The following is a 14,540-nucleotide window of genomic DNA, read 5'->3' as shown; positions in this document are numbered from 1 at the left end:
CTTCTAAACTTTTGTGTAAGAGTGCATATCATTGTAGCTATCTCTTACATGTAAAAATTCATCAAGATGTTCAAAGAAAATATCAACAAGTTCAGGATCAAAATGTTTTCCCCTCTCTTCTTGTATAAGTTTGAAAATTCGCTCATCTTCCCATGCTTTTTTATAGCAACGTTCACTGCCAAGGGCATCAAAAACATCCGCAAGTGCGGTAATACGTCCGTAAATATGAATGTTTTTTCCACTTAAACCTCTTGGATAGCCGCTGCCGTCATATTTTTCGTGATGCTCATAGGCAATGATGGCTGCAGTTTTCAAAAGCTCTCTTTGGGAGTTTTTAAAGAGCTGATAACCTATCTCCGCATGGGTTTGCATAACCTTCCATTCTTCTTGTGTCAGCTTGCCGTTTTTGTTCAGGATATGATCAGGAATGGCAACTTTGCCTATATCATGCATCGGAGAAGCAATAGTGAGGTATTTTGTCTCTTTTTCGCCCAAGCCGTAATGTTTTGCCAGTATCTGAGAATATAAGGCTACCCGCTTGACATGGAAACCTGTTTCCTGGCTTCGTGTTTCACCAATTTCACCCATTTTGAGAATAATGTCTTCTTGTGTCTCTTCTATCTCTTTGTGGAGTTGTAAGATCTGTGTTATGTCATTTCTGATGGCAATAAACTCTTCAATTTCTCCTCTTTCGTTTAGGATAGGGTTGATGGTCACTTCAACTATGTAAGAACTCCCGTCTTTTTTTCTGTTTTTTATAACGCCGGACCAGGCTCTTTTTTCTAAAATAGTGTGCCACATATCCCGAAACAGTGATTTTGGCATATCGTTGTGACGGACAATATTGTGCGGCTTTCCTAAAAGTTCTTCTTTTGTATAGCCTGAAATTATGCAGAATTTATCATTTACATAGGTGATTCTTCCGCTTCTGTCGGTTTTGGAAACAATACTGCTTCTGTCAACAGCATTTTTGTATTCACTTAACAGTTTTAAGTTTCTTAAAATACTGTTTTTAATTTTGACTCCAAGCAAAAGCATAATCAAAGTGATGAGGATCAGTAAAAAAATATTTATAATGAGTTCTATTTTGAGTCTTGAGGCATATTTGTTTATCAAACTGTCAATATCGGCAAATTCCAGTTTTTGGAGTCTGTTAAATGCTTCTATAATAGCTGTAGCTTTAGCAAACCATTCGTTTGGATCCTGTGTGACAGAAATATTTTGATGTTTTGTGTACTTTTTAAATACATTTTGCAGCCATTGATACTCCTTTGCCTGTGCAATTGTATAAAACTCTTTCATAATGTCATCAGAAGCATATGTTAAAAAGTTTTGCTGTGCCAGATCATACTCGCCTTTTGCATGCATTGCTGTAAAGACAAGTTGGTAGTTTTGTTTTTTCTGGGCAAACAATCCGCTGAGCGAACCTCGCATCTTACCGGCGGCTTCTTTCATAAAAAGCAGGTTTGTGTAGGCATGAAACATCTGTTCAATCTCTTTTTCTTTGATTGTTTTGGTGATCATGAGATGATTTTGTAACAGATGGTATATGATTTTTGTATACTCGTTAAAAGCATCGACAGTGCTAAGAGAGCGTGATTGGACTTTTTTGCGAAGTTTTGCAAGTCTCTTTTTGTCAGGAGAATAATCTTCATGCAAAAAGATGATTTTAGCATATATACTGTCTGTATTTTGTTGCTGTTTGCGCAGTTGTGATTGAAATTTTGTCCCATGGGAACCAAGATACCCGCTGCTGTAGCCTCTCTCTTTTTGAAGAGAATTTATCAGAAGAGAAATGTTTTGTATATGCAAAGCGTCTTTTTTAAGATGAGAAAGGCCTTGCAGATTGTTGTAGCTGTGTACCATTAAGAATACAAATCCAAAAAATATAACGATTAAAGGCAGTGATACCAATAACTTTAGTTTGGATATTATTGTTGTTGAATTTATTATAAAACCTTTAAAAATAAAATTAGATCTTAATTTTACAATAAATTTGTTACAAAAACGTTAAAATCACTTTTCTTAAAAAAACATTTGTTACAAATTTTAGATATAATATTTTTTGTTAATAAGTTGTAAAGGTTTAGTATATATTATGAGTAAATATTCGCAGATAACTGACTATTTGGTTCTTTTTTTAGAAAATGAAGTGAAAAAGACAGGTATAAAAAAAGCAGTGGTTGGTTTGAGCGGCGGACTGGATTCTGCTGTGGTCGCTGTTTTGGCGAAAAAAGCATTTGGAGATGACCTGTTATGTGTTAAAATGCCATCACAATATTCATCACAAAACTCACTTGATGATGCGGATGAACTGTGTCGTGATTTTAATATGCGTTGTATTGTCTGTAATATTGCTCCAATGTTGCAAGCGTATGAAGAGATGCATCCTGATATGGATAATCTCAGAAAAGGAAACTTTTCATCACGTATGCGAATGGCAACATTGTTTGATATTTCGGCAAAAGAGAATGCTTTGGTACTGGGAACAAGCAATAAAAGTGAGTTAATGCTTGGATACGGAACACTCTATGGCGACTTGGCGTCGGCAGTGAATCCCATAGGAGATTTGTACAAAAGTGAAGTTTTTGAATTAGCAGAGTACTTACATGTAAGTAAAAGCATCATTGAAAAACCACCTTCGGCTGATTTGTGGAGCGGTCAAAGTGATGAGGCTGATTTGGGCTATACTTATGCCCAGCTTGACGCAGCGATGAAACTCTATGTGGATGAGAGACTTTCGCGTGAAGAAGTCATACAAAAGGGTGTTGACGAACAGATGCTGGATATGATAATAAAAAGAATTTTTAGAAATCATTTCAAAAGAAAGATGCCTGTGATTGCAAAGCTGACTTCAAGAACATTGAATCATGACTTTAATTATCCACGCGATATTACATTATAAAACCTAGGAGTAAAAAATGAAAAATGAAAAACTGAGTATCCCTTTTAGTAAGTATGAAAGTTCCCGCGAGGCACACTCTAATGTGAGTGATGTACTAGACGGAGAAGATTTGTATCAGGTACCAAAACTTGAAGAAGAGTTTCGTGAGTATGTCGGATCAGAGTATGCACTTGCTACATCGCACGGCACATCGGCACTGCACCTTGCCATGCTTGCCCTTGACTTAAAACGCGGAGACAAAGTAATCTGCAGTGTAAATGCGCATCCGAGTGTACCTGAGGTTGTCCGCCATTTTGATGCTGAGCCTGTTTTTATTGATATAGCCGAAGATTCTTACAATATTGATCTTAATCAATTAGAAAACTATTTGGAAGAAAACAAATCCAAAAAGCTCAAAGCGGTTATCATAACGCATATTGGCGGTATGACTGTAGATTTGGACAGAGTCTATTCGATGGCTTCCATATATAATGTCAAAATTGTTGAAGATGCAAGTGATGCGCTTGGTGCTACATACAAAGGAGTGAAAATCGGTGCAACAGGTGCAGATATAGTCTGTTTTAATTTTTCTCCGCATTTAAAGAAAAATATCTGTAACGGCGGGATGCTTGTGACCAATGATGAAGATATTATGCAAAGAGCGAGGTTGCTGGCAAATCACGCAATGGTACGCAATGAAAATGCTTTGGAGTATATTTATGATGTTGTTGACATTGGAAATGATTATGCACTGAGCCATTTAAATGCAGCCTATATCAGAGCACAGGTAAAAGAACAGGATGAAAACATCGCAAGACAAAAAGAGATTGCAAAAATGTACAGTGAAGGACTTGAAGGGGTAGAACACATTATTACTCCAGACATGGATAATGAAGAGAATCCTTTTTCTCTCTATATAGTAAAAATAGATAAAAACCGTGATTCTTTTGCTGTATCACTCAAAGAAGAGGGCATCGGGGCAGGATTGCATTATATTCCGCTTCATCTTTTATCGTACTATAAAAGCAAATATGCTTTACGTGTTAATGATTTTCCAAGAGCACTGCGTTCATTCCAACAGGTACTTTCTTTGCCGATTTATGCAAGTATGACTGATGAAGAGGTACAAACAGTTATAAGTAAAATCAAAAAAATAGCAAAAACGAGAGTGTAATTGAAAAAAACGCTCGTTTTTTGGGTTGAAGAGTATTTCTACAACCCAACTCCTTTGCAAAAACTTCTTTCTTATCTACTGCTTCCGTTGAGTTGGCTCTATTGTTTTATTATGTATGTTCGATACAAATTACAGACACCGGAGGATTTTGCTGTCGAAATTGTCAGTGTTGGTAATCTGACTGTCGGCGGCAGCGGCAAAACCCCCTTGGTTATTGCACTGGCAAAGGAGCACAAAAAACCTGCGATTATACTTCGTGGCTATGGACGGGCATCCAAAGGCTTGATTGTTGTCAAAGAGGGCAATGAAATTTTATGTGATGTCAAAAGCAGTGGGGATGAAGCGATGATATATGCCAAAAAACTTCCAAATGCTACAGTCATAGTCAGCAAAGAGAGAAAAAGAGCCATACAAAAAGCAAAAGAACTGGGCTGTGAGATAATTTTTTTGGATGATGCCTACTCCAAACATGATATCAAAAAGCAAGATATACTCATCGATGTAAAAACACAGAACAGTTTTTGTCTGCCTGCAGGTCCTTTTAGAGAGCGTCTGTGGCCGGGGAAAGAGGCTTTACATGTAGAAGAGGAGAAAGACTTTTTTCGTGAGGTAAAACTTGTGAACCCGACACAAAAAATGAGTCTTGTGACTGCCATAGCAAGGCCACAACGACTTGACAAATATCTTCCTGATGTTGTAGCAAAGCATTATTTTGAAGACCATCACAGTTTTACAAAAGAAGAACTTGAAACAATTTTACAAAAAGATGCAGCAACTTCTCTTTTGGTAACATTTAAAGATTATGTAAAAATTGAGCATTTCGGACTGCCCCTTTCACTTCTGGATTTGGAAGTAAAAGTAAAAGAAGGTCTCTTTAGTGTGTTTGTTTAGAAATGATTCTTTGTTTGAAGTATCGCAGTAGATATTCTGTTGTAAAAGCCAAAGCAAAAGTAACTATAAGATAGTATGCAATCTCAGGCATGGTTTTATAGGTAGAATAGAGGGTGATTCCCGCAACGCCAAACATGGAAAAAATCGCCAAAACAACAAGATATTTTTTTGCGCCACTCTCCTGCAGAAGATTTAAGTGCGCAATATGTGTACTGCCCTGAACGATGAGCATGACGATAGCGGCAACAGTTGTGATTTGTGCCAGATTGAAAAAGAGTATCATCGGTACAATCAGCAGCGCACTGATAATGAGTCCCTCAAAAGAGCGGTAGATATTATATTCGTATATTTCAGGAAGATTTCCCTCTTTTGCCATTGTATATCCTATGTCAGTCACAGCATAAAGTGTGGCATTAATAGCCGAGGCTGTTGCCAGGAGTGCTGTGGCGGCCATGATCTTAAATCCCCATTCACCAAAAATGGGCTTTGCCGCTTCAGCCAGGGCATAGTCTTTTGTCTGAATAATTTTATCAAGCGGCAGGTTTCCTAAAACAGCGATACTTGTAAGTATGTATAAAGCCGCCACAATGAGCAAGGCGACAAACATAGAACGCATCATGGTCACTTTTGGATTGTCCATATCCTCCACAGAATTTGTAATCACACTAAAACCCTGGTAGGCAAAAAATGTAATGCCGATGGCAAAAACCATACCGCTTACAGGAGGCATGTCCGCTACACTTAAAAGCTGAGGCTGTATCGTAAAAAGTGCCGAAAAAGCAAAGGTAACAAGGACTCCGAGTTTTATGATGACAATGATGTTTTCCGCCTTTGCAACAAAAGCAGCACCAACAAGATTTATAAGGGTGAAAAAGGCGATAATGCCTATGGCAAATATATTGACCCAGGCTGTATCACCGTGAAGCATAAATGTTGCACTGTAGGTTCCGAATGATTTGGCAACGGCTGCAATGGCAATAAGCTGGGAAAAATAAAACATGACACCCATAGAACCGGAGAAAATATTTTCTCCAAAACCCTGGACAAGATACTCGACTATCCCGCCGCGTGACTGGTAGCGTACTGCCAGCTTTGCCAGAGAGTAACCACTTAAAAGGGCTATAATCCCGCCAAAAACAAAAGAGAGCCAGACGATATTTCCAGCCATGGCACCAGCTTGTCCGATAACTATAAATATGCCGGCTCCTACCATGGAACCTATACCTAAAAAGACAGCACTCCAAAGCCCAAATGCTTTTTGTTTTTGCATTTTAGCGGTTCATTTTTTTGAAAATCGACCCTGTTACAAGCAGGGCAAAGCCATCGAAGAAAAGACTGAAACCGACAAGTAAGCCTATGAGATAGGTGGAAGTAAAAGGCCAGCCTGCAATAAACAAAATACCGATTAACATGGAAAAAAGGGCATTAATCATCCACCAGATCCAACCGTTTGCAGGACGCATATTCATAGCAAGAGAAAAACTGGCAAAGGAATCCATAAAAAAGTATATAGCCAGGAGCAGACCTACTGTGCCGATTCCTGTCATCGGATAAAAAATCATTAAAGCACCGATCCCTATAAGTACAAAGCTTTTAAGCCATCCGAGAACATCACTTTTGTCACTTATATAGGTAAAATACCCAGCCATGAAACCGCCAAACATCATCAGCCATGCCACAAAGGTTACGGTAGCCAATGTCATAAATACAGGGTATATAATACCAACTATTCCGAGAATGATAAAAATTACACCTGTAATTTTTGAATACTTGCTAAATTTGTCAAACAGATTCTCATCTATAGGATACTTCCACATTTTTTTTCCTTATTGTAAATATTTGAGAACGATTGTAGCATAGTTATGATACAAGAAGAGTTACTTAAGTAGCATTAATAGAAGATTGGATAGAATAACAAAATTATTTTGCATAAAGGATAGAAATATTGCAGGCAAAAGTTGAAACAGTAAAAACACTCCTTGATGCACTTCCGTTTATTCGTGAGTTTAGAAAAGAGATTGTCGTTATCAAATATGGCGGCTCGGCACAAACATCTCCCGAATTAAAAGAGAAGTTTGCAGAAGATATTTTACTTATGTATTTGGTAGGTATCAAACCTGTAATTGTTCATGGCGGTGGAAAAAAGATTACCGATATGCTCGAAGCCCTTAAAATTGAAACAGAGTTTATAGACGGACAGCGCGTGACTACAAAAGAGACGATGCGGATTGTGGAAATGATACTCAGTGGAGAGATCAATAAAGAGATAGTCTCTTTGCTTAATTCCCATGATGCAAAAGCAATAGGTATCAGTGGTAAAGATGCACACTTTATCCGTGCAAGGGCGAAAGATTTTTCCAAGTGGGGATTGACTGGCAATATTACAAATGTCAAAGCGGATGTTGTCTTAAATCTCATCAAAGAGGGCTTTATTCCTGTTATAGCCCCTATTGCAGCGGGTGAAGAGATGGGTCATCCCGGGTACAATATCAATGCTGATCTGTGTGCATCATATGTTGCAAAAGCCATAGGTGCAAACAAAATAATCTTTTTGACAGATACACCGGGTGTCTTAAACAAAGAAAAACAACTTCTTGCAACCTTGACAAAAGATGAAGTAAAAGTGCTCAAAGAAAACGGAACGATTCACGGCGGGATGGTACCAAAAGTTGATGCCTGCCTCGAAGCGATAGACGGCGGTGTGCATAAAGCACATATAATTGACGGACGACTTGAACACTCTATGCTTTTAGAGTTGTTTACATCAGAGGGTGTAGGTACCCAAATAGTAAAATAAAAAGGATTAGGTATGAGTTACAGTGCATTATTTGAAGATGAAGATGATATTTTCGGAGGTTCTCCAAGATCAAAATTTATGGATGTTGTTTTTAATGCGAACAATGATATAGTAAGACAGGAGCTTGAAAAGTTTGTCGAAAAAGTTGCTGCAATGGAGTTGATGCTCCAAGAGGAGGTCGGTGATGATATTGATACAGCAGTTGCACGATATAAAGCAAGTCATTTGGATGAGGTTGCAACCAAAGCAAAAAGTATTTACATAGAACTTATGGGTGATATTCTTTCTCAAAGCGAATAGGAGTTGAAAAGTATTTTACAGTTTTTTCTGAGAGCATTGTTTCTTTGCAGTGCTGCTCTTTTTGCAGGTGATTTGCAGGATGTGCAGGAAATTTCACTGAAAAAGGATGAGCCAAAGAAAATTCTTGTAAAATACGATAACAAAACAAGACTTTTTACATTTAGATGGACTTTGTACACGAATGAAGGTTTGGTAATTTTGCGTTCTTATGATAAACATGTAGCGCAAAATATACTGTACTTGAATCATAAAAATCAAAGTTTTCGGGTTACACTAAAAACTCCTGGAGCAGATTTTTACAATGTACCCTATATACTGGTTAAATTTAAAGAGTTTGATGTAAACAAAAATATTGCAAAATTTGAGCTTTATCTCTCTGATGATAAAGAGCAAATAAGATTAGAAACAGCAAAAAATAAACAAAAGACGAGATAAATGCAAAGAGTAGAAGCACAAATAAAAAGATTGATACAAGAGTGTGATTATAATGAAGTGACCCGTCTGTTTGCAATGCTGCAGGGAGGAAAAAGACTTCGGGCAAAGCTTATTCTTAAAATTGCTCCAAAACACAAGGATGCTCCTCTTTTAGCCGCCATAGTAGAACTGATTCATGCTGCCTCACTTTTACATGATGATGTTATAGATGATGCAATGACCAGACGCGGAGCAGCATCGGTAAATGCAACAGACGGAAGCAAAACAGCTGTCATGCTTGGAGATATTTTATACTCAAAAGCCTTTACCGAACTTGTTGCCTTTGACAAAGCAGTAGCACAGACAATTGCTTCATCGGTTACGGCACTCTCCAAGGGTGAAATGATGGATGTAAAGATGGCAGAAAGTTTTAACAGCGATGAAGAGCGTTACCTTGATATGCTCTATCTCAAAACCGCTACACTCATTGAAGCAGCTGCAAAAGCGAGTGCTTTGCTGGCAGGAAAAGATGCAGACAAATATGCTCTTTACGGACGTAACTTAGGACTTTCATTTCAAATTATAGATGATATTCTTGATATTACATCAGATGAAGCAACGCTTGGAAAACCTGCGATGAATGATTATGTAGAGGGCAAATGTACTTTGCCGTATATTTATCTTTATAATGCACTTGAATCAAAAGATCAGCAAAAGCTTATATCTCTGCATGCGAAAAAACCTACAGAAGAAGAACTCTTATGGATGAAAAAGAAAATGCAAGAACATAAAACTATAGAAAAATCTTTTGAACTGGCACAGAAACTCTCAAACGAGGCGAAGAGTGCTTTGCATGAAGATGAAGATTTGGTTGCCATTTTAGATACAATGATACAAAGAAGTTATTGATGCATTATTTAATTGTAAGTCTTTCACATAAAAACAGCGATTTGGAACTGAGAGAAAAGTTCACCTATACGGATGAAGAGAAAGAGGCATGTCTGCAAAGACTTCTCAAATCGCCTAACATCAGTGAAGCTGTCATGCTGGCTACATGTAACCGTATGGAACTGTATGTGTGCTGCAGTGACATTGAAGAAGCAACAGAACATATGATGAAGTTACTGGCATTCAAAGGTGGTTTGCCGGAAGAGGTTTTACGAAAAACTGCTGAGATAGTTGATGACAGTAGTGCTATTCATCATCTTTTTGCGGTTGCAAGTTCTATAGACTCTATGGTAGTCGGTGAGACACAGATTGCAGGACAGTTAAAAGATGCTTTTAAATTCTCTAATGAACGCGGTTATTCGGATAAAAAAATGTCACGAGCACTCTCTCATGCGTTTAAATGTGCTGCAAAGGTAAGAAATCTTACCGATATATCCTCAAAACCGGTTTCTGTGGCTTCTGTAGCAATAAAACAGATTAAAGAAAAGGTTCAAAATTTACGTGAAAAAAAAGCACTTGTGATTGGTGTAGGTGAAATGAGTGAAATCTGTGCAAAACACCTTGTCTCGGATGGAGTGGAAACTTTTATTGCAAACAGAACCAAGCAAAAAGCCCAGACTTTGGCACAGGAGTGCAATGCGAAAGTATATGAATTTGGAGACCTGGACAAAGCGGTTAACGAATTTGACATTATATTTACTGCTACGGCTTCCTCTTATCCTATTATTACCAACGAACTTATAGAAGATGTAGATTTTGAGAGATTCTGGTTTGACCTGGCTGTTCCAAGAGATATTGATATAAAAAACAGAGAAAATATTTTTCTTTTTGTTGTGGATGATATAAAAGATATTGTAGATGCGAACAAAGCACAAAGAGAACAGTATGTAAGACAGGCACACGGAATTGTAGGGCGAAGTGTTGTGGAGTTTTATGAGTGGCTTGATACACTCAATGTGGAACCTATCATAAAAGAGATTTATAAAAAAGCCGAAAAAGCCGCACAGGAAGAGACACAACGTGCGGTTAAAAAAGGTTTTCTGCCTCAAGAGTATGAAAAGCAAGCCCAAAAAATGGCGCATCAGGCAATCAAAAGATTTTTGCATGATATGACAAAAAAGATGCGTGCTGCCTCGCATGAAGCCAAAAGTGATTCTGTTACCGGAGCAATGCAGTATATTCTTAATGATGAACATGACAATATTCCAGACCAGTACAAACACCATTTAAAAAAGGATTAAAATTTGAGAAGAAGTAAAGCTTTTATACCGACAACTAAAGAGGCACCATCAGATGCTACACTTCCGAGTCATATATTTTTATCTCGTGCAGGATTTATTACACAGGTTGCTGCAGGTTTGTATAATTATCTGCCGTTAGCAAAAAGAGTGATTAAAAAAATAGAAAATATCATCAATGAAGAGATGACAAAAGTAGGTGCCCAGGAAGTGGAACTCTCTTTTGTAACACCCGCAGAGTTGTGGCAGGAGAGTGGAAGAATAGAAAAGTTCGGCAAAGAACTGCTTCGTTTTCACGACAGAAAAAACAATCTTTTCGTACTCGGACCCACACATGAAGAGATGATGGTTGATGTTGTCCGCAACCGTGTGACATCTTATAAAAATCTGCCATTAAATCTGTATCAGATTAAGACAAAATTCCGTGATGAGGCCCGTCCTCGTTTTGGGCTTATGCGTGGCCGAGAGTTTATTATGCAGGATGCCTACTCTTTTCATGCTACAGCAGAAGATTTGGACAGAGAATTTGATGCAATGGAAGCAGTATACAAAAAGATACTTACCCGTATGGGGCTTGATTTCAGAGTGGTAGAAGCTGACAGTGGTGCCATTGGTGGAAGCGGTTCCAAAGAGCTTATGGTTTTGGCAGAGAGTGGTGAAGATACAATTGCTGTTTGTTCAAAGTGTGAATACGGTGCCAATATAGAAGCAGCTTCAAGAAGCAAACGCTCAAATATTCCTGAAGCTCCTGAAGCTTCTTTTAATAAGTTTAAAACACCGGAGATAAAAACAATAGATGAACTTGCAGAGTTTTTCAAAATAGACCCTTATTATACGGTTAAATGTGTTGCAAAAAAAATTATATATGAAGATGCAAGTGAAATTGTTCTTTTCTTTGTGCGCGGATGCGATAATCTTCAGGAAGTAAAAGCGATCAATGCAACAGAAGCGCTTGATATTGTGGATGTGACAGAAGAAGAACTCAAAGAGAGAGGATTGGTTCCCGGTTTTATAGGGCCGCTTGATCAAGACAAGGCAAAACATGTCATTGACAGTGATTTAAAAGATGCCACAAATTTAATCTGTGGGGCAAATGAAGCAGATTATCACTTTATAGGTGTAGATTTGTCGGTGCTCAGTAATGCTGCTTATTTCGCAGATATAGCAGAAGTAAATGAGGGGGATATCTGCCCGCACTGTGATGGTGAGCTCTCTTTTACAAAAGGTATAGAAGTAGGGCATATCTTTAAACTCGGAACGACATATTCCAAAGCATTAAAAGCCGAGTTTTTAGATGAAAACGGAAAAGCACAGCCTTTTATTATGGGGACTTACGGAATGGGTGTTTCACGCCTTGTAGCAGCAGTTGTAGAACAGCATCATGATGAAAATGGCTGTATCTGGACAAAAGAAACAGCACCGTATATGGTAAATATTATGATAAGTAACATCAAAGATGAGGCGCAGGTGCAAGCAGGTGAACAACTTTACAAGCAGCTGCAGGATGCAAATGTGGAAGTAATGCTCGATGACAGAAAAGAACGTTTTGGATTTAAAATGAAAGATGCGGAACTTATCGGATTCCCGTATACGATTGTTATCGGAAAAGAGTTGCAAAATGGACATGTGCAGATTTTTGACAGAGCAACAAAAGAAAAAAGAGATATCAAGAGTGAAGAGATATTTGATAAAATTACGGAACTGATTTAAATGATTTATTTTTTAGTCTATCTTTTTTTGGAAGTACTTGTATCTGTGCAGATTTCTTCTGCTATAGGAGGACTTGCCACTTTTTTTGAGATTCTCTTGAGCGCATTTATAGGTATATCCATTTTAGTGAATTTTAGAAAAAGCTTGATCGAAAACATGACGGCAGTCTCTTATAACTGCATTGACCTTGAGCAGTTTGAAAGACTAAATCTTTTTACCCTGATTGGTGCCATACTGCTGATTATTCCTGGGTTTTTAACAGACATATTAGGTATATTCATGCAGTTTAGTGTTTTTACGAGTATGATTGTTAACCGTTATAATGTAAAATCAGGAAAATGTAATTCTTCTTTTGAAGAACAAAATAATATAACAAAGGATTCAGATGTCATTGATGTTGAAATTATTGAGCACGACGCTACTCTTAAGTAGTTTTCTTTATGCAAGTACAGCAAGTGAAAAAATAGAAGATTTTTTAGAAGATAAATTTAGTGAAAATCCCAGACTCAAATCAGTAGATGTGAAAGTAGAGGATGTTACATCACTCAAGCAGCTTCCAAAATGGAATGCCTATATTGTAAATGTGAAAGCTGTTTTGAAAAACAAGCCAAAGCAGGTAATTCGCCAAAAAATGATTTGGTTTTCAAACGGACAGATGATTACAAAAGATTTGACAGATATAAATACAGGAGAAACTCTTGTTGACAAGGTTAAACCAACAATAAAAGCCAGACATTATGCAAAAGAAAATTTGATTTACGGCAATGCCAATGCGAAACATAAAATAGTCATTTTTTCAGATCCACTGTGTCCTTTTTGCAGAGGGTTTGTGCCAGGGGCGATTAAAGATATGAAAAAAGAGCCCCAAAAGTTTGCTGTATATTATTACCATTTTCCACTCGAAAGAATTCATCCTGCTTCAGCAACACTGGTTAAAGCAGCAATTGCCGCAGAACATCAAGGTGTAAAAGATGTTGTATTAAAACTTTATAATGTTTCAGTCAATCCAAGAGAAAAAAATGTCAAAAAAATTCTTGAAGCGTTTAATAAAGCAGAAGGGACAAATATTACACCTGAAGATATTCAAAATCCCAGTGTAATCAAGCAGTTTAACCACGACAGGCTTGTAGCTACTGACCTTATGGTTGGCGGAACACCGACGGTTTATCTTGACGGTTCTGTAGATAACACAAAGAAAAAATACCTAAAAGTGAAGTAATGCAAAAATTAACAATAGCAACACGTGTTTCAGACTTGGCACTTTGGCAGGCATATCATATCAAGGAAAGAATTGAAGTAAGTTTTCCTGAAATAGAAGTAGTGCTTAACAAAATAGTAAGTAACGGCGATAAGGTTTTAGACAAACCTTTGGCTCTCATCGGTGGGAAAGGGCATTTTACCAAAGAGCTTGAAGATGAGATGCTCACAGGCAATGCAGAGCTTGCTGTACACAGTTTAAAAGATGTGCCGACATATATTCCCGATGGTCTGGAACTGATAGCTGTGACGCAACGTCAGGACCAAAGTGATGTTTTTTTATCGCATACTTACAAAACACTTGAAGATTTGCCGGAGGGCGCAGTGGTTGGGACAACAAGTCTGCGACGCAGGATGCAACTTTTGCAAAAAAGACCTGATTTAAAAGTCAAGGATTTGAGAGGAAATGTCAACACACGTTTGAGAAAGTTACAAGAAGGGCAGTACGATGCGATAATTTTGGCATGGATAGGACTCAGCAGACTCGATTTGCTCAAAGATATTCCCTATACCCAAAAGCTCTCTCTTGATATGATGATACCGCCAATGGGGCAGGCTGCCCTGGGTATTGAAATTGTAACCGGCAATGAAAAGGTACGAGAAATCGCACAAAGTCTCAATGACGAAGATACCTTTACATGTACACAGATTGAGAGAGATTTTATATCGAAAATCGGAGCGGGATGTTCGGCTCCTGTTGCCTGCAATGCTGTTATAGAAGATGATAATGTTGTTTTCAGAGTTATGCTTGGATTTCCAAACGGAACACATATTATGCAGGAAAAAGTCGTAAGAAGTATAGAAGAAAGTAAAAATTTAGGCAAAGAACTTGCCCAAAAAATGATAGACAAAGGTGCACTGGATTTACTCAAAGAAGCAGAAAAAACTGCTTTTAAAGATGAAATGCCACAAAGACTCTAAAGGGCA

The 14,540-nt window shown here is 37.8% G+C and carries 15 protein-coding genes; 12 read left to right on the top strand and 3 right to left on the bottom strand.

From position 1 onward, the window contains the following. Positions 1–3 precede the first annotated feature (3 nt). Positions 4–1,866, bottom strand: a complete 1,863-nt coding sequence (locus tag FJR45_RS08065; protein ID WP_193150082.1) for an HD domain-containing phosphohydrolase — start codon at positions 1,864–1,866, stop codon at positions 4–6. A gap of 232 nt (positions 1,867–2,098) precedes the next feature. Between FJR45_RS08065 and FJR45_RS08060 the strand changes: the two genes are divergently transcribed. Genes FJR45_RS08060 through FJR45_RS08050 form a run of 3 tightly spaced genes read left to right on the top strand, consistent with a single transcriptional unit; the run spans position 2,099 to position 4,949 of the window. Then, positions 2,099–2,905 (top strand): NAD+ synthase, encoded by an 807-nt coding sequence (locus tag FJR45_RS08060; protein WP_193150081.1) that lies wholly within the window; start codon positions 2,099–2,101, stop codon positions 2,903–2,905. Between the two features lie 16 nt (positions 2,906–2,921). After that, the gene (locus FJR45_RS08055) at positions 2,922–4,058 is read left to right on the top strand and encodes a DegT/DnrJ/EryC1/StrS family aminotransferase (RefSeq protein ID WP_193150080.1); all 1,137 of its coding nucleotides are present in this window, start codon (positions 2,922–2,924) and stop codon (positions 4,056–4,058) included. Further along, positions 4,059–4,949: a tetraacyldisaccharide 4'-kinase gene (locus tag FJR45_RS08050; RefSeq protein ID WP_193150079.1), complete on the top strand. Its 891-nt coding sequence runs from the start codon at positions 4,059–4,061 to the stop codon at positions 4,947–4,949. On the opposite strand, the gene FJR45_RS08045 is transcribed toward FJR45_RS08050, so the two are convergent. Both FJR45_RS08045 and FJR45_RS08040 read right to left on the bottom strand, forming a co-directional pair. Further along, entirely contained in the window at positions 4,933–6,219 is a 1,287-nt protein-coding gene (locus FJR45_RS08045; protein ID WP_193150078.1) for an APC family permease, read from the bottom strand. The genes FJR45_RS08050 and FJR45_RS08045 overlap by 17 nt on opposite strands. A gap of 1 nt (position 6,220) precedes the next feature. Next, positions 6,221–6,766: an HdeD family acid-resistance protein gene (locus tag FJR45_RS08040; RefSeq protein ID WP_151900029.1), complete on the bottom strand. Its 546-nt coding sequence runs from the start codon at positions 6,764–6,766 to the stop codon at positions 6,221–6,223. A gap of 128 nt (positions 6,767–6,894) precedes the next feature. On the opposite strand from FJR45_RS08040, the gene argB reads away from it, so the two are divergent. From argB to hemC, 9 genes are read left to right on the top strand one after another with little or no spacing between them, the layout of a single operon-like run. Further along, the gene (argB, locus tag FJR45_RS08035) at positions 6,895–7,746 is read left to right on the top strand and encodes an acetylglutamate kinase (protein WP_193150077.1); all 852 of its coding nucleotides are present in this window, start codon (positions 6,895–6,897) and stop codon (positions 7,744–7,746) included. A gap of 12 nt (positions 7,747–7,758) precedes the next feature. Then, on the top strand, positions 7,759–8,046 hold the full coding sequence (locus FJR45_RS08030) for a DUF2018 family protein (RefSeq protein WP_193150076.1): 288 nt from the start codon (positions 7,759–7,761) through the stop codon (positions 8,044–8,046). Between the two features lie 3 nt (positions 8,047–8,049). Next, complete coding sequence (locus FJR45_RS08025; protein ID WP_226966410.1) at positions 8,050–8,481, top strand: hypothetical protein; 432 nt, start codon at positions 8,050–8,052, stop codon at positions 8,479–8,481. Then, positions 8,482–9,369, top strand: coding sequence for a polyprenyl synthetase family protein (locus tag FJR45_RS08020; RefSeq protein ID WP_193150075.1), 888 nt, complete (start codon positions 8,482–8,484; stop codon positions 9,367–9,369). Beyond that, a complete protein-coding gene (gene hemA, locus FJR45_RS08015; protein ID WP_193150074.1) occupies positions 9,369–10,649 on the top strand; it encodes a glutamyl-tRNA reductase in 1,281 nt (426 codons plus the stop codon). The genes FJR45_RS08020 and hemA overlap by 1 nt, the downstream gene beginning before the upstream one ends. Before the next feature lie 3 nt (positions 10,650–10,652). Continuing rightward, positions 10,653–12,356 carry a proline--tRNA ligase gene (locus tag FJR45_RS08010; RefSeq protein ID WP_193150073.1) on the top strand — a complete coding sequence of 568 codons (1,704 nt, stop codon included), beginning with the start codon at positions 10,653–10,655 and terminating at the stop codon, positions 12,354–12,356. Further along, positions 12,357–12,788, top strand: a complete 432-nt coding sequence (locus tag FJR45_RS08005) for an FxsA family protein (RefSeq protein ID WP_193150072.1) — start codon at positions 12,357–12,359, stop codon at positions 12,786–12,788. Next, positions 12,742–13,575 (top strand): DsbA family protein, encoded by an 834-nt coding sequence (locus tag FJR45_RS08000; RefSeq protein ID WP_193150071.1) that lies wholly within the window; start codon positions 12,742–12,744, stop codon positions 13,573–13,575. The genes FJR45_RS08005 and FJR45_RS08000 overlap by 47 nt, the downstream gene beginning before the upstream one ends. After that, a complete protein-coding gene (hemC, locus tag FJR45_RS07995) occupies positions 13,575–14,534 on the top strand; it encodes a hydroxymethylbilane synthase (RefSeq protein WP_193150070.1) in 960 nt (319 codons plus the stop codon). Before FJR45_RS08000 ends, hemC begins: the two co-directional genes overlap by 1 nt. Positions 14,535–14,540 lie beyond the last annotated feature (6 nt).

The sequence above is a fragment of the Sulfurimonas sediminis genome, from assembly GCF_014905115.1.
Taxonomy (GTDB): domain Bacteria; phylum Campylobacterota; class Campylobacteria; order Campylobacterales; family Sulfurimonadaceae; genus Sulfurimonas; species Sulfurimonas sediminis.
This window is presented reverse-complemented; position numbering and strand designations above follow the sequence as displayed.